Origin of the sequence: Paraburkholderia sp. RL17-380-BIE-A (genome assembly GCF_046028085.1) — a bacterium.
In the GTDB taxonomy this organism is placed as follows: domain Bacteria; phylum Pseudomonadota; class Gammaproteobacteria; order Burkholderiales; family Burkholderiaceae; genus Paraburkholderia.
On the sequence record NZ_JARESQ010000007.1, the window covers coordinates 52,353 to 67,723 of the forward strand.

Consider the following 15,371-nt stretch of genomic DNA (forward strand, 5'->3'; position numbering starts at 1 on the left):
CATACGCGACGCTTTCTATGAGCTTCCACGCGAGCGGGCGGCGTTCGGTGAATGAGCAGCGGGCTTGAATCCGCGCTTCGGGCCCTTGCCTCGGGCCGCGCTTTGGGTCTCGTTTCAGCCCTTGCCGCGGTCCGCGCCTTGGCCCGCGCTTCAGTCCACCTGATCCGGCCGCTCGATCAGCGCGCCCGGCCGCGGCTCGCTGGCCGCGGCGCCGCTCGCGCCGGTCTGCTTGTCGATCCAGTTGCGACGATCCTCTCGCGGCGTGACACCAAAGCGTTCGCGGTACGCATTCGAAAAGTGCGCCGCCGACGAAAACCCGCAAGCGAGGCTGATCTGCACCACCGATTTACTGGTGCGCTGCAATTGCGTGCGCGCTTTCGAAAGCCGCAGCCCCAGATAGTATTTGGACGGCATCGAGCCGAGATACTGACGAAAGAGGCGCTCCAGCTGCCGCCGCGACACGCCCACCAGACCCGCGATCTCGTCGGTGGTGAGCGGATCTTCGATATTCGCTTCCATCAGCAGCAAGGCGTCGTTCAGGCGCGGATGGCGCTCGCCCGGCGCGGTGACGAACGGAATGCGCTGACGCTCCTCGCCCGCGCGCAACGCGCCGACGCCGAGCGTATCCGCAATGCGATCCGCGAGTTCGGGGCCGTGCTCGCGGCCGATCATCGCCAGCATGAAGTCGACGGTCGCCTGGCCGCCCGCGCAGGTGGCGCGATCGCGGTCGATTTCAAAGATCTGCTGCGTGACGATGGAGCGTTCGAACTGCTCGGAGAACTGCTGATAGGTTTCCCAGTTGACGCTCACGCGGTAGCCGGACAACTGCCCTGCCATGGCGAGCCACCACACGCCGTGGTGAATGCCGGTGACGAGCGGCGTGCGCTGACCGACCCGCGAGAGGCTGGCGAGAAAGAGGCGATAGTCGGCGAACTGCTGAAACCGCTCGCTGACGATGATCAGCCAGTCGCACGCGATCGCGTCGCCGAAAGCGGCATCGGCCGGCCATTGCGCGCCGCCCGCGAGCGGCACCGCGCGGCCGTCCCACGAGCAGACCTGCACGCGGTAGAGCGCGCGGCCGTCGATTTCATTGGCGAGATTGAGGGCGTCGACAATCGGCCCGACGCCCGACATCGACACGGGCGGCAAGGCGACGATAGCGACTTGCGTGGTGCGAGCCGGGCTGGACGTGCGAGCCATCGCTGAAACGGGTTAAACGCTACGGCGCGAGCCGCGCGTTACTTCAGGCTGCCGGAAAGGAACTGCTTGAGCCGCTCGCTGCGCGGCGCGCTCAGGACTTCCGCGGGCAGGCCTTCTTCTTCGGTGCGGCCTTGATGCAGGAACATCACATGGTTCGACACGTTGCGCGCGAAACCCATTTCGTGCGTGACGACGATCATGGTGCGGCCTTCTTCGGCGAGCTTCTGCATGACCTTCAGCACTTCGCCGACCAGTTCGGGGTCGAGCGCCGAAGTCGGTTCGTCGAACAGCATCACGTCGGGGTTCATGGCCAGCGCGCGGGCAATCGCCACGCGCTGTTGCTGACCGCCCGACAGATGCGACGGATACTGCTTTTCGAGGCGAGGTGCAAGACCGACCTTCTCGAGATACTCACGCGCGCGGTCTTCGGCTTCCTTGCGCTTCAGACCCAGAACATGAATCGGCGCTTCGATGATGTTCTCGATCACGTTCATGTGCGCCCACAGGTTGAAGTGCTGGAACACCATGGCGAGCTTCGTGCGGATGCGCTGCAACTGCTTGTGATCCGCGACTTCGAGATTGCCGGCGCGGTCGGTTTTGGTCTTCACCGCTTCGCCGTCGACGACGATCTGCCCGGCGTTCGGCCGCTCGAGAAAATTGATGCAGCGCAGAAAGGTGCTCTTACCCGACCCGCTCGCACCGATAATGCTGATCACGTCGCCCTTGTTCGCATTGAGCGACACGCCCTTGAGCACTTCGTTGTCGCCGTAGCGCTTGTGGATGTCCTGTACGGCGAGCTTGCAAGCTTCGGTTTGAGTCGTGTGGAGCAAGATGCTCTCCCTTTGAAAATACGGATCAATCTTCATGACGGGGCGCGACTGCCGCGCCGCCCACTGCAAACACGGCGCGTTTCAATGCGTGCGCACCGCGAGATAGCCCAGCCAATGGCGCTCGGCGCGGCGGAACAGCGCCACCAGCACGAACGACACCACCAGATAGATCAGCGCCGCGAGGCCGAACGCGTCGAACGACTGGTAAGTGGCCGAGTTCGCGTCGCGCGCCACCTTCAGGATGTCCGGCACCGTGGCCGTGAAAGCGACCGTGGTGGCGTGCAGCATCAGGATCACTTCGTTACTGTACAACGGCAAGGCCCGGCGCAGCGCGGACGGTATCACAATGCGGCGGTACATCGTGAACCAGCTCATGCCATAGGCGCGCGCCGCTTCCACTTCGCCGTGCGAGGTCGAACGGATCGCGCCGGCGAAAATTTCCGTGGTGTACGCGCAGGTGTTCAATGCGAAGGCGAGAATCGCGCAGTGAAAACCGCTGCGGAAAAACGCGTCCAGCAGTTGATGCGAGCGCACGAATTCGAGGCTGTACATGCCGGTGTAGATGAGCAGCAGTTGCACGTACAGCGGCGTGCCGCGAAACACGTAAGTGTAAAGACGCACTGGCGTGGAGAGCCAGCGCTTCTTCGACACGCGCGCCACCGCCAGCGGAATCGCCGCGCAGAAGCCGATCCCGACCGACGCCACCAGCAGCCACAGCGTGACCGCGAGACCGGAGATGCGCTGGCCGTCCCAGTACAGAAACGCGCGCCAGAATTCATTGAGAATGTCGATCATGGTCTTAAAGCTCCGCGTGCCGCACACCGATCGAATAGCGCTTTTCCAACCAGATCAGCACGAGATTCGAAGCGGTGGTGATCGCCAGATAGATCAGCGCGGCGACCAGGATGAAGAAAAACATGTTGAAGGTGCTTTTGCCGGCGTCCTGCGCGGCTTTGACGACGTCGGCGAGACCGATGATCGACACCAGCGCGGTGGCCTTCACCAGCACCTGCCAGTTGTTGCCGATGCCCGGCAGCGCGAAACGCATCATCTGCGGAAACAGGATGCGCGTGAATACGCGCGCGCCGCTCATGCCGTACGCGCTGCCCGCTTCGAGCTGGCCGCGCGGCACGGCGAGAAAGGCGCCGCGGAAGGTCTCGGTGAAGTACGCGCCGTAGATGAAGCCGAGCGTCAGCACGCCGGCCACGAACGGATCGATATCGAACTGCGGGAGATTGAGCGCGTCGGTGAGATTGTTGACCGCGATCTGGATGCTGTAGAACAGCAGCAGCATCAGCACGAGGTCGGGCACCGAGCGGATCAGCGTCGTGTAGCCGGTCGCGATTGCCCGCAGCGGGCGGTTGAACGAAAGTTTCGCCGCCGCGCCCGCGAGGCCGAGCAGCACGGCGGCCGCCAGCGACAGGACGGACAGCTCGATCGTCTGGATCGTGCCGGCCAGCAACACCGGGCCAAAGCCGTATAGGAACACGCGTGTCTCCATCCAGGTTGTTTGAGGATGTCTCGGACGGTGTCGGCTCATGCCTGCCCGACTCGTCCAGCATGGCGCGGAGTCTCGCAAGCGAAAATTAAATTCTCAAAGGCGCACGGGCGTTTTGCTGCAACGCAACAGAGCGGCCTTTGGCGCGTTGCACGGCGTGCAGGGCTTGGTTTTGAGGGTTGTGGGAATTTGTAAGGCAGGCAGCGCGAGGCGAGCGCCGCCGCGATTTAGCAAGTTTCGGGTCGCTTTTTCGATAGACGGCGGACCGCCGGAACCCCCTAATCGATGCCCAGGCGCGCCCGAATCGCCGGCAGCATGTGCTCCACCGCCGCGCGCCCCTCCTCGATGGCAGGCGCCGCGCGATGAAAATCGAAGATCCCCATGCCGCCCAGCCGCGGCTGGATCAGAATGTCCGCCGGTTCGCCCGCCAGACGGCTGCGCGTAATCCGCACCTGCATGATGTCGATGCTTTGTGCGATCGAACTCAGCATGGACGGCACGCGCGCGCTCGGCGCGGGCGGCACGCGCACGTCGTCCGTGACGCGCGCATCGGCGGGCGCGAGCCAGCGTGGCCAGGGCTTGCCGTTGCGGCGCAGCGCGACCGCCTGCGGCTCGGCCGGGTCGATGGCCGGCGTATCGACCACCGCGCCGCCGAAATCGCGGCCGTTCAGGATATCGTTGTTCAGATCGACAGCGATCACGCAATCCGCGCGCATGCCCCGCGCCACCGAAACCGGCACCGGGTTGCTCAAACCACCGTCCACCAGCCAGACGCCGTTGTGCCACACCGGCGTGAAAATGCCGGGAATCGCAATCGAGGCGCGCACCGCCTCGACCACACTGCCGTCCTGCAGCCAGCTTTCGCGGCCCGAGTCGAGTTCGGTCGCGACCGCCGCGAACGGCATGTTCAACTGCGCGATCGAACGGCCGTTGAACTTGTCGGCGAACAACTGGATCACCTTGCGCCCGCCGAGCAGGCCGCCCGAAAGCCGCAGATCGAGCAGGCGCACCACCGTCTGCCAGGTGAGCCGCGAGACCCACTCTTCCAGCCAGTCGAGATCGCCGTTCGCATACACCGCGCCCACCAGCGCGCCGATCGACGTGCCGCAGACCACATCGGGCCGGATGCCCGCATCGTGCAGCGCGCGAATCGCGCCGATATGCGCCCAGCCGCGCGCGGCGCCGCCCCCCAACACCAGCCCGATCCGGCTGTATCGACGTCGACGTATCATGATCTTCCCCGCTTGCTCTCTTTTATCACTCACCGCTATCGCCCACGAATCACGTCAGAGCGCGATGTCGTGTACACCTTCTGATACTGGTCGAAATGCACGTTGAAAATCCCTTCTTCGGTCACGCCGCCTTCGCGCCACTTCCAGCTCCACACGGTTTCCGGCTTGAGCGGAAACACCGCGACCTGGCCGGGCTTGCCGAGCAGGCGGCGCACTTCGTCCTCGCTCATGCCGATGCGGATCTTTGCGAAGTTGGCCGCCGTCAGCACCTGCGTGATGGCCTGCAATTTACCGTCGCGATCGATGTCGACCATGTACGTATTCAAGCCTTGCGGGCCGCGCGGATATTCGAAGCGTTTCGAACCGTCGGTGAAGGTGCGCTCGGTTTCCGGCTTGCCTATCTGGTCGCGGATCTGCGCTTCGGTCGTGACGCCCGGCGTCATGTCCTTGAGCAGTAACGCGTCCGGTTTGACGGCGTTGAAGAATTCCTTGAGTTTTTGCACGGCGCGGTCGCTCTGTTGGTCGTCGCAACCGGTCAACGCGACGGACGCGGCCAGCATGGCGACAGTAAGCAGTTTCAGGCTCACAGCGGATTTCCTGTTCGGATGTGGCCCGCGAAGGCCCGCATCCTGTTGTGTAGTGTCCGCTACAGGATAACCGCGCACGGGCAAAACCGCGAGCGGGCGCCGCACGGCGGTGTGCGCAGTCGCACAGGGTGCGCAACGGTGACGTAGGCAGAGGCGGAGACGGATGCCGCGGAGGCGAAGTTAGAAGCTGCGGAGTTAGAAGCCGTGAGGCGAAGTCGGCGGCGGCGGAAGGCCACGCGAAGGTGAGGCTCCGGCCGTACGGGCGACGCGCGGGCCACACGCGAAAATCGCGCGCGAAAACGGTGGCCACAAGCAAAAAGGCGACGCTGTGCAAAGCGTCGCCGGGTCGGTCGATACGGTCGACCGGGAAAGTAAAATCGGCCGTCCGGCCGACTAAAAACGAAGCGCCACGGACGACGCGCAGCGGTCTGGTCCCGGACGAAGCGGTGAGCAACCTTGGCTGCTCACCTCGCGCCATCGCCGGAATGGCAAACCGCTGCTTGACTGGCCGCCCTGGTCCCTCGATAAGCCTTCCAAGTGCAGCTAATCTAAACGGATTGGCGGATTTAGACGAGAGCGCGTTTACACCGAATCGGCAGATGATTTGCTTTGAGTGGCAGCGCTTTCATAGGAATGCCGACCGCGCACGCGCAGCGCGCGAGATTGGCGTGCGGGAATTCAGCCTTGCGGTCGCGGTGCGCGACGCTTGCGGCGAACTCGTTCATGAGTTGCGTCAGCAAGCGTCGAATGCATGGCTATCGAGCGGGCGATGACGCCGTGTCACGGCGCTGTCGGCAATCACGGGCATTCATGCGCAAATGCCTGTCGGCCGCATCAAGGCAAAGGGAAACTGCGGTCGAAGCTCGGCCGCACGTCCAGATGCGCGCGGATCACATTGGCCGCTTCGTAGGTGTCCGCCGTGCGCTGCTGCGCGGCCACGACGCTGTCGTCGATCGCCACCGGATGCACCTGGCCGCGCTGATAGACGGTCTTCAGCACATCGGTCGGCAAACCCGTGACGCGCGACTGCATCGCCGCGACCTCGTCGGGATGCGAGAGCGCCCAGCGCTGGCCGATCGCTACGCGCCGCAAAAAGTCGGCGAGCTGCGTGCGCTTGTCGGCGATCGCGCGTTCTGTCGCCACCTGATAGCTGAGACCTTCCGAGAGGCCCACGCCGTTGGCGATGATGCGGTCGTGATCGCGCGCTTCGCCGAGCGCGGTGTACGGGTCCCACACCGACCAGGCGTCGACGCTGCCCGAGGCGAGCGCCGCTTTCGCGTCGGCCGGCGCGAGGAACACGAAGGTGACGTCGGCGAGCGGCACGTTGGCTTTCTTCAACGCGGCGAGCGCGAGGTAGTGGCCGATCGAGCCGCGCGTCGTGGCAATGCGTTTGCCCTTCAGACTCGCGGCGTCGTTCAGCGGCGAATGCGCGCCGACCACGATCGCCAGATCCAGCGGCGTCGAGCGTGTCGCCGCGACCGCTCTCACCCGCGCACCCGCGGCAAGGGCGAACACCAGCGGCGCATCGCCGAGACCGCCGACGTCGACCGCGCCCGCATTCAACGCTTCGCCGAGCGGCTGCGCGGCCGGAAAGTTGAACCATTCGATCTTGTACGGCAGGTCTTTCAACTGGCCTGACGCTTCGAGAATGCCGCGCGTTTGCAAGGACTGGTCGCCGACCTTGAGCACGGGGACATCGGCCGCATAAGATGGCGCGGCACATAGCGACGCTGACACCGCAAGCGCGGCAGCGCCAGCCGGCAGCAACTTCACGCGTTGCATAACAGATCGGATTGCAGAAGAAAAACGAGAAGTCGTCATGGCAGCGCGTACATCGTCGCATCGAGTGGATTTGCAACGACGATAAGGCACGCCTTTGTATAAGACAAACGCATTATTCTGCTAAGCAAATATGCGAATTTTCTTCGGCGACAAGCGGTGAGCGCGAACCGATACGGGTATGATCGAGCGCATTCTTTCGCGCCATCATTGGTCACCGCTCATCATGAAGATCGACGAAATCGACGCCTACGTCACCGTGATTCGCTGTGAGTCGCTGCAGCAGGCGGCGCTCTCGCTCGGCCTCACGCAACCGGCCATCACGCGCCGTCTGCAAAATTTCGAAGAAGCGCTCGGCGTCGAATTGCTCGACCGTAATACGCGGCCGCTGAAGGCAACGGCCACGGGACGCATCGTCTATGAGCAATGCCGTGTGATCCAGCGCGAACTCGACGTGCTGCGCGAGATCGTCGCCGCCGACACGCCGCCGGTCGGCACGCTGCGCCTCGGCGTCGCGCAAACGATCGCCGATATCGCGCTCAGCGAAGCGATACGCGGCCTGAAAGGGGACTATCCCGGCCTGCAGGCGCGTGCCTCGACCGGTTGGGGCGGCCAGTTGCTGCAACGCGTCGAACAGGGCGAACTCGACGCCGCCGCGATCCTGCTGCCCAGCAACAAGACCTTCGACGTGGCGCTATCGGCCCGCTCGCTTGGCCGCATCAAACTGGCCGTCGTCGCGCAGAAAGGCCTGCTGAAAAAACGTGCGCACACGCTGACGGAATGCCAGTCGATCGGTTGGGTGTTGAATCCGGACGGCTGCGGATTCCGCGATGGTTTGCAGCGCGCACTCACCGGCCTCGGGCTCGCTCTCAAGCTGAACCTGGAAACGCCCGGCACCGAGTTGCAATTGCAGCTCGTCGCCGACGGCAACGGCCTCGGTCTCGTGCCGCTGCCGCTCCTGCAGGCAAGCGCTCATGCGAATGCGCTCGATCTCGTCTCGATCAGCGACTTCAAGCCACTCATCGACATCTGGCTCGTGCAGCCGCGCGTGCTCGGCAAATTGCAGCAGCCTGTGGAGCGCTTCGGCGCCGCGATCGAGCGGCAGTTCAAGGAAGCGCGAGCGCAGCGCGCGGCCTGAAACGCGCGCGGCGCCCTGCTGTTTCGATTATCTGACTCAACTGCTGCTGCGAGCGTTGCGAGCACTTCGAGCACTCGCTGCAAGCCAGCCGCTCAGATCACGCGGAACCCATGCGTACCATCGCGCCCAAGCTGCGCGACAAGACCATATTCCCACTCCAGATACGCATTCATCGCCTCGCGCGCGTTATCCGTGCCCTCATAAGGACGCCGGTAGCGATCGATACGCGGTGACGCCAGTCGCGTCTCGCCGCTCTCGACGGGCAAGCCGGCCTCGATCCACGCCGCCGTGCCGCCGCTTAGCACCTGCACCGGCTTGCCGGTCAATGCCGCGACGTCAGGCGCCGCAAAACGCGCGAGCAGACTACTTCCGCAGGTCACCACGTAGCGCTGCGCATCGGGAAGCTTGAGCAGCGCCTTTTCCAGTTCGCCGCGAATCACGAACCACGCGCCGGGAATATGCCGCTTCACGTAATTGGCGCTGGTAGTGAAGTCGAGCACCGCCGTGCCTGGCGATTGCAACAGCGTGACGAGTTCAGCCGCGGCAATTTCGTCGGCATCGGGCGGCGTGGGCGCATGACGGGCCGTGGGCGCCGCGCCTTTTTCGCCGAAGTCGGCGGCCGTCAAACCATCGACGACATACACGTCGACATTCATCTGCGCGAGCCACGACGCGGTCATGTTGGCACGCACGCCGTCGTTATCCGCAAGGATCACGCGCGCGCCGCGCACCGGCGCGAACATATCGGTTTCCTGCACGAGCTGGCCGCCCGGCGCGCTACGAAAACCGGGCACGTGACCCGCTTCGTATTCTTCCGGCGTGCGCACGTCGAAGCGATACACGGTGCGCACGGCTTCGCCGGCCCAGCGGCGCGCTTCGTCGCGTGAGGTGCGGCCCACCCTCGCGCGATCCGCCACCGCGCGCGCGGAGTCGGCGGCGGCCAGACGCACCTTATCGTCGACGATCGGCTCGAAGCGGCGCGAACTGCCGTGCGCAAGCGCCTGCCCGGCCAGCGTCCAGCCGATCGTGCCATTGCGCAGCGCCGCAACCGGATTCGGCACGCCCGCATTGATCAGCGACTGCGCGCCGATAATGCTGCGCGTGCGCCCCGCGCAATTGACAATGATCCGCGTAGCCGGATCCGGCGCGAGCTGGCGGGCGCGCAGCACCAGTTCGGCGCCCGGCACGCTGACGCTGCCGGGAATATTCATGGTGTGATATTCGTCGAAGCGGCGGGCGTCGAGCACCACCACGTCGGCTTCATGGTCGAGCAGCGCCTGCACTTGCGGCGCGGCGAGCGACGGCGTATGGCGCTCGCTTTCCACCAGTTCGCCAAATGCCTTGCTCGGCACGTTGACGTCCTGGAACAACTCGCCGCCGGCCTCGCGCCAGCCTTGCAAACCGCCTTCAAGCAGGGCGACGTCGGTATAACCCAACTCGGTCAAACGGCGCGCGGCGCGCTCGGCGAGCCCTTCACCGGCGTCGAACACCACAATCGGCACGGCCTGGCGCGGCAAACGCACCGGCGCGTCGAGTTCGAGCCGCGAAAGCGGCAGATTCGCTGCAAACAGCGGATGACTGCGGGCGTGCGGATCTTCCTCGCGCACGTCCACGAGCGCGATTTCCTCGTGCTCGAGCAGTGCGTAGCGCACATCTTCGAATGATCGGGTACGAAATGCCTGAACGAAACTCATGAGATCGGAGACTCCTTCGCTACATTCCAGATATTCGGCAACACGTCGTTTGCGTAGCCGGAAATAAACAGCTTGCGGGCGGCGCCGCCCGGATAGACGGACCGTTTCACCGCGCCGATATTTGCACCGTACACGTGAATGCTGATCGACGTACGGTCACCAAAAGCGTTACTCACGCGATGGATATCGCCAATGCTCGGCGACACCGCATCCACCGCGCCGGCATCGAGCCGTTTTGCCGCACCCTCTTCCTCTAGCGCGCCGTCGGCGGTGACACGATACCCCTGCGCAATTTCCGCGCCACGTAGTACGCCGATCAGCCCCCAGCCGACACGTAGCGGGAAATTGCTCAAACAAATGAGCGACACATGTTTATTCCCAACCTGCATACCAATTCGATTTTGAGACACCGGAGTCAGTAATATCTCGATCCTTACATGCCAATGAGGTGAACGAATGCCTTGGATCTACCGTCAGAACACCGGTCGAATCGAGCACGACGGCACTCTTGCCGGAGTCGGATATAGCGGACGCGGGCGAGGAAAAAATAACCCGTCGCGACAAAATGAGGCCATGATCGGACCCATTCCGCGAGGAACCTGGACGATCGGCGCGCCATTTACTCATCCACATGCCGGTCCTTACGCAATGCGACTCACACCTTTACCTGGCACTGTTACCTACCGCCGCTCAGGCTTCATGATTCACGGCGACAGCACCGCTCATCCGGGCGCTGCGTCCGACGGCTGCGTGATCGTCAATATCGTCACGCGCCGGTGCATCTGGGAAAGCGGCGACCATACGATCGCGGTGACCCTGTGAGGGCCGCCGCCATTGTGGCCATGCTGACGGCCCCTGCCCTGTGTTTCGCCGGCTCGCCTTCGCAATGCGCGAGTTGGCCAAAAAATATAACGCCGCTCATTCTGAAAAACGTCGGTATCACGGATCCGGTCAAAATCGACGACTCGAAAACCAAGGCAGTGCGGATCGCCTCGGAAAAAATCGGCAAAGACCTTTGGCGCGATGTCTACGACATCACCTTTTACGAACAAACCGGACACGCAATTGAGGTCATCACGTCAAGCGAAGCCAGTTCGGCAGAGTGCTCAATGTCCGATCCCGTCGTGTGGGTCGTGACGCAAAAAATCGACATCAAGTAGTCTGATCATTTCAGCCCTTTGCCAGTGCCGCAGACATGCTGCGAGCGCGCATCGCGAAAGGTTCAGGTAAGCACCTCGGGTTCGTGCTCGACCAGTCCCTCCAGCAGGCTCTGGAACGCGAACAGCGCGCCGCCCGGGCGGCCGACCTGCTCATGCGTGAGCGTGGCGATGTCGTGTGGAATCGCTTGCGGCGTGCCCGCGGCTTCAGCGAGCAGTTGCGCGTGGCACGCGTTGTCGAGCGCGATATACCACCACGCCGCGGCTTCCACGCTCGGACCGGCCGTGAGAATGCCGTGATTCTTCAGGATCACCGCCTTGCGCTCGCCGAGCGCGGCGGCAATGCGCGCGCCCTCATCGGTATCGAGCACGACGCCGCGAAAATCGTCGAACAACGCGTGGTCCTGATAGAACGCGCACGAGTCCTGCGTCAGCGGATCGAGCGTGCGGCCGAGCGACGACCACGCCTTGCCATACAGCGAATGCGTATGGGCCGCCGAGACCACGTCGGGGCGCGCTTCGTGAATCGCCGCGTGAATCGCGAACGCGGCCTGATTCACCGGGCCCTCGCCGACCACGATCTCGCCCTCGGCGTTTACGAGCAGCAGATCCGACACACGAATGCGGCTGAAATGCTTGCCAAACGGATTCACCCAGAAGTGATCGGGCCACTCCGGATCGCGCGCGGTAATGTGGCCGGCGAGCCCCTGATCGAAACCGTAGCGCGCAAACAGCCGGAACGCGACGGCGAGCCGCTCCTGCCGGTGGCGGCGTTCCGCTGCGAGGCTCTCGCGCGGCGCAACCTCGTCGAACCAGAATTTGCGCAGCGGCGCGTGACGCTGGATTGCCGGCGGCTCGTCGGCGGTCTTGGTGGCAACGGTGGGAGAAAGGTCGGTCATCGCGCCTCCGTTCACGCCGCCACGCGCTCGTCGCGCGCAATCCGTTCACGCGTGGCGGGAATCAGTTCACGGCCGTAGTCGATGGCGTCTTCCAACGGATCGAAGCCGCGCACGAGGAACGTCGACACACCGAGCGCGTAATACTCGGCGAGCGTATCGGCCACCTGTTCCGGCGTGCCGACGAGAGCCGTCGAATTCGAGCGGCCGCCGATTTCCTTCGCGACGCCGGTCCACAAGCGCTCGTCCACACGATCCGAGTCGCCCGATGCCGCAAGCAACCGCCGCGCGCCTTCGCTTTGCGCCGGACCGCCCCGGCCAATCCCCTGCGCCGCGCGCAGCCGCCTTGTTTCTTCGAGGATGTGTTCCGCGCGCTCCCAGGCCGCCGCTTCGGTGGCCGCGAGAATGGGCCGGAACGACACCGAGAATCGCACCGTGCGGCCGTGCTTCGCGGCTTGCGCGCGCACTCGCGCGACCTGCTCGCGCACCTGCGCCTTGGACTCACCCCATAGCGCATAGACATCCGCGTGACGGCCGGCGATTTCGAGCGCAGGCGCCGACGCGCCGCCGAAATACACTGGAATATGCGGCTGCTGCACAGGCTTCACTTCGGAGAAGCCCTGCTCGAAGCGGTAGTACTGGCCGAGGTGATCGAAGGGTTTGGCCTCGGTCCAGATGCGCCGCAGGATATGCAGGTACTCGTCGGTGCGGGCGTAGCGTTCGTCGTGCGACAGGAAGTCGCCGTCGCGGCGCTGCTCGGCGTCGTCGCCACCCGAGATGATGTGAACCGCGAGCCGGCCGCCCGAATAGTGGTCGAGCGTCGCCAGTTGACGCGCGGCGAGCGTCGGCGCGACAAAACCCGGCCGATGCGCGAGCATGAAGTGCACCTTGCTGGTCACGCTCGCCGCATGCGCGACCGTCAACAGCGCATCGGGACTCGTTGAATGATGCGGTACGAGAACGCGGTCGAAGCCGGCGGCCTCATGCGCGCGCGCAAACTGTTCGACATAGTCGATGTCGATGACCGGTCCTTGCGCCGCGTGCGTTTCGGACACCTTGCGGGTCTGGATCATGCCGATGAATTCGATGGACACGTGCGTGTCTCCCTGAATGGTTGCTGCCCGGCGGGACGGTGACGCGGCTGGCCGGATGCATGGTTCGCTTCGAGGCGTTTAAGGTAGCAGCGCGGCATGCGCATGTTAAATATTGATCGGCCATATCTATATCGGATTTGCATGTAACGGTCCGGGCTTCGATCTATGCGTCTCGCCTGCCTGGCGCCGCGCGCTAGCAAACCCCCTTTCGTGAACGTGGACATCGCGGCACCGTCAGCAGGAAAGCGGAACCTTTGCGAGAATGCCCCATCGCGCGAAAGCGCCGGAAACAACAAGTGAACAGACAATGATCCCCTTCTCGGTCCTCGACCTCTCGCCGGTTACCGCGGGCGCCACGCCGGCGGACGCGTTCAGGAATACGCTCGACCTCGCCCAGCATGCGGAAAACTGGAACTACCAGCGTTTCTGGCTGGCGGAACATCACAACATGACAGGCATTGCCAGTGCGGCGACCTCGGTGGTGATCGGCTACGTGGCGGGCGGCACCAAAAAAATTCGCGTCGGCTCGGGCGGCATCATGCTGCCGAACCATGCGCCGCTCGTCATCGCGGAACAGTTCGGCACGCTTGCCTCGCTGTACCCCGGCCGGATCGATCTGGGCCTCGGCCGCGCGCCCGGCACCGATCAGAGCACCGCTCGCGCGCTACGCCGCGATCTGCAAAACAGCGCGGACTCGTTCCCTGACGATGTGGTCGAATTGCAGCGTTATTTCGCCGACCCCGTGCCGGGCCAGCGCATTCGCGCGGTGCCGGGCGCGGGGCTGAACGTGCCGCTGTGGCTGCTCGGCTCGTCGCTCTTCAGCGCTCAACTCGCCGCGGCGCTCGGCCTGCCGTTCGCGTTCGCGTCGCATTTCGCGCCGGATTACATGCTGACCGCGCTGCAGGTGTATCGCGCGCAATTCCGTCCGTCGGCGGCGCTGGAGAAACCGTATGCGATGGTCGGCGTCAATCTGTTCGCCGCCGATACCAACGAAGAAGCGCAGCGTCTTTTCACCTCGCTGCAGCAGCAGTTCATCAATCTGCGGCGCGGCACGCCGGGTCAGTTGCAGCCGCCGGTCGAGCGGCTCGAGGCCTCGGAGATGGAATTGAATAACGTGGCGCACTCGCTCGCCTGCACGGCACTGGGCGATCGCGATACGGTGCGCGAAGCGTTGAAGTCGATCATCGATCAAACCGGTGCGGACGAGTTGATGCTCACCGCGCAGATCTACGATCACAAGGCGCGGCTGCGTTCATTCGAGATCGGCGCGCAAGTGCGTGAGGAGTTGGCGGCCGGTAGGTAAAGGCGTCGCACGGATGTAGCGTGAGCATCGGGTGTCAGATGTGAAACGCTCGTGTGAATGCCCGCATAACGGCAATGGCAACGGCGAGGGGCTGCTGCTGGCCGAACAGCGACCGATGGGTCGATCGTCATCTGGCGGCGCCCAGCTTCAGATTCCGTTCCGCCCGACCGTCTGAAGCACATCATTTGCATCGATGCCAGGAGACGCCATCGAGGTAAAGGCGAAACGGCGCAGCGCATTCAGTCTGCGCCGCGCTGGCTTCATCCATGTTCGATACCAAGCAGCCGTGCGTCCAGCCTCCGCGCTAGCGCTGCGCCGCCTTCGCGCATCACGGCGTCGTGGTTCCATTGAAAAGCGGGCCGCAACAACGGTGCCAATGCATTCATCCACGCGCGGTTCGTGCGCACACACCAGTCATAGCGGACCTTCGTATGGTTGCGTGCGTCGGTCGAAAAGCTCCACCTGCCGGCGCCGTCGACGTCGCCACTGGCTTTTCCCTCCAGCGCGACTAATGGGTCGACGCGCGTCACCCGCATATCGAACACGAGGCGATACGGCAAGCGGCCTTTCCATGTATAGCGTTGTACAAGGCCCACGCCCTGATCGGAGCCTGCTTGAAGCTGTTCCACGCGCTCGACGCTACTCCACCACTCAGGCCAGCGCGCAGAATCCTGGATTGCCGCCCAAACTTCCTCCACTGGCGCGTCGATGCGCCAGATGGTGGAAAAGCGGTATTCGACCGTCCGCAAACTGCCTCCGTTCTTAGTATTCTTCTCGTCCACCGCGCTCTGACTTCCGGCGCCGCCCAGCCTGCCGCCCCGGAGCCGCACTATCATCGAGAGCGCGAGGGCGCCCGACGCGATACGGATCGACGTAAAACTCGCTGCATCGATGCCGGTGCCCTTGAGGGCCAGCCGGCATAGCAACGAATTCGCTGCAAACGCGACCATTGCAAGCAGCGTC

Annotated in this window: 15 protein-coding genes and 1 pseudogene; 4 read left to right on the forward strand and 12 right to left on the reverse strand. The window is 64.0% G+C overall.

Features of this window, described 5'->3' with window-relative positions:
* Nucleotides 1–150: 150 nt before the first annotated feature.
* From P0D68_RS13780 to P0D68_RS13810, 7 genes are all read right to left on the reverse strand, one after another.
* Nucleotides 151–1,200 carry a GlxA family transcriptional regulator gene (locus tag P0D68_RS13780; RefSeq protein WP_091795036.1) on the reverse strand — a complete coding sequence of 350 codons (1,050 nt, stop codon included), beginning with the start codon at nt 1,198–1,200 and terminating at the stop codon, nt 151–153.
* 38 nt (nt 1,201–1,238) lie between these two features.
* Nucleotides 1,239–2,066, reverse strand: a complete 828-nt coding sequence (locus P0D68_RS13785) for an ABC transporter ATP-binding protein (protein WP_091800603.1) — start codon at nt 2,064–2,066, stop codon at nt 1,239–1,241.
* 45 nt (nt 2,067–2,111) lie between these two features.
* The gene (locus P0D68_RS13790) at nt 2,112–2,825 is read right to left on the reverse strand and encodes an ABC transporter permease (RefSeq protein ID WP_091795039.1); all 714 of its coding nucleotides are present in this window, start codon (nt 2,823–2,825) and stop codon (nt 2,112–2,114) included.
* 4 nt (nt 2,826–2,829) lie between these two features.
* Nucleotides 2,830–3,519, reverse strand: a complete 690-nt coding sequence (locus tag P0D68_RS13795) for an ABC transporter permease (protein WP_012432581.1) — start codon at nt 3,517–3,519, stop codon at nt 2,830–2,832.
* 287 nt (nt 3,520–3,806) lie between these two features.
* Nucleotides 3,807–4,760, reverse strand: a complete 954-nt coding sequence (locus P0D68_RS13800) for a patatin-like phospholipase family protein (RefSeq protein WP_091795041.1) — start codon at nt 4,758–4,760, stop codon at nt 3,807–3,809.
* Nucleotides 4,761–4,795: 35 nt separating this feature from the next.
* Nucleotides 4,796–5,347, reverse strand: coding sequence for a hypothetical protein (locus P0D68_RS13805; RefSeq protein ID WP_408296954.1), 552 nt, complete (start codon nt 5,345–5,347; stop codon nt 4,796–4,798).
* Between the two features lie 834 nt (nt 5,348–6,181).
* On the reverse strand, nt 6,182–7,129 hold the full coding sequence (locus tag P0D68_RS13810; RefSeq protein WP_408296952.1) for an ABC transporter substrate-binding protein: 948 nt from the start codon (nt 7,127–7,129) through the stop codon (nt 6,182–6,184).
* Nucleotides 7,130–7,352: 223 nt separating this feature from the next.
* Between P0D68_RS13810 and P0D68_RS13815 the strand changes: the two genes are divergently transcribed.
* Complete coding sequence (locus tag P0D68_RS13815) at nt 7,353–8,264, forward strand: LysR family transcriptional regulator (protein WP_408297014.1); 912 nt, start codon at nt 7,353–7,355, stop codon at nt 8,262–8,264.
* Nucleotides 8,265–8,356: 92 nt separating this feature from the next.
* On the opposite strand, the gene P0D68_RS13820 is transcribed toward P0D68_RS13815, so the two are convergent.
* A complete protein-coding gene (locus tag P0D68_RS13820) occupies nt 8,357–9,958 on the reverse strand; it encodes a rhodanese-related sulfurtransferase (RefSeq protein ID WP_408296950.1) in 1,602 nt (533 codons plus the stop codon).
* Nucleotides 9,955–10,284 (reverse strand): annotated as a pseudogene (locus tag P0D68_RS13825) (cysteine dioxygenase family protein); the annotation flags it as partial. The gene P0D68_RS13820 and the pseudogene P0D68_RS13825, both read right to left, overlap by 4 nt.
* Nucleotides 10,285–10,414: 130 nt before the next feature.
* Between P0D68_RS13825 and P0D68_RS13830 the strand changes: the two are divergent.
* Together P0D68_RS13830 and P0D68_RS13835 are read left to right on the forward strand one after the other, a co-directional pair.
* On the forward strand, nt 10,415–10,780 hold the full coding sequence (locus tag P0D68_RS13830; protein WP_091795055.1) for a tlde1 domain-containing protein: 366 nt from the start codon (nt 10,415–10,417) through the stop codon (nt 10,778–10,780).
* Nucleotides 10,777–11,118 (forward strand): hypothetical protein, encoded by a 342-nt coding sequence (locus P0D68_RS13835; RefSeq protein ID WP_286161952.1) that lies wholly within the window; start codon nt 10,777–10,779, stop codon nt 11,116–11,118. Before P0D68_RS13830 ends, P0D68_RS13835 begins: the two co-directional genes overlap by 4 nt.
* A gap of 62 nt (nt 11,119–11,180) precedes the next feature.
* On the opposite strand, the gene P0D68_RS13840 is transcribed toward P0D68_RS13835, so the two are convergent.
* Nucleotides 11,181–12,014, reverse strand: coding sequence for a class II aldolase/adducin family protein (locus tag P0D68_RS13840; RefSeq protein ID WP_408296947.1), 834 nt, complete (start codon nt 12,012–12,014; stop codon nt 11,181–11,183).
* An 11-nt stretch (nt 12,015–12,025) separates the two neighbouring features.
* Entirely contained in the window at nt 12,026–13,105 is a 1,080-nt protein-coding gene (locus tag P0D68_RS13845; RefSeq protein WP_408296945.1) for an LLM class flavin-dependent oxidoreductase, read from the reverse strand.
* A 307-nt stretch (nt 13,106–13,412) separates the two neighbouring features.
* Between P0D68_RS13845 and P0D68_RS13850 the strand changes: the two genes are divergently transcribed.
* Nucleotides 13,413–14,408 carry an LLM class flavin-dependent oxidoreductase gene (locus tag P0D68_RS13850; RefSeq protein ID WP_408186201.1) on the forward strand — a complete coding sequence of 332 codons (996 nt, stop codon included), beginning with the start codon at nt 13,413–13,415 and terminating at the stop codon, nt 14,406–14,408.
* Between the two features lie 260 nt (nt 14,409–14,668).
* On the opposite strand, the gene P0D68_RS13855 is transcribed toward P0D68_RS13850, so the two are convergent.
* On the reverse strand, nt 14,669–15,157 hold the full coding sequence (locus P0D68_RS13855) for an SRPBCC family protein (protein WP_408297012.1): 489 nt from the start codon (nt 15,155–15,157) through the stop codon (nt 14,669–14,671).
* Nucleotides 15,158–15,371: the final 214 nt, after the last annotated feature.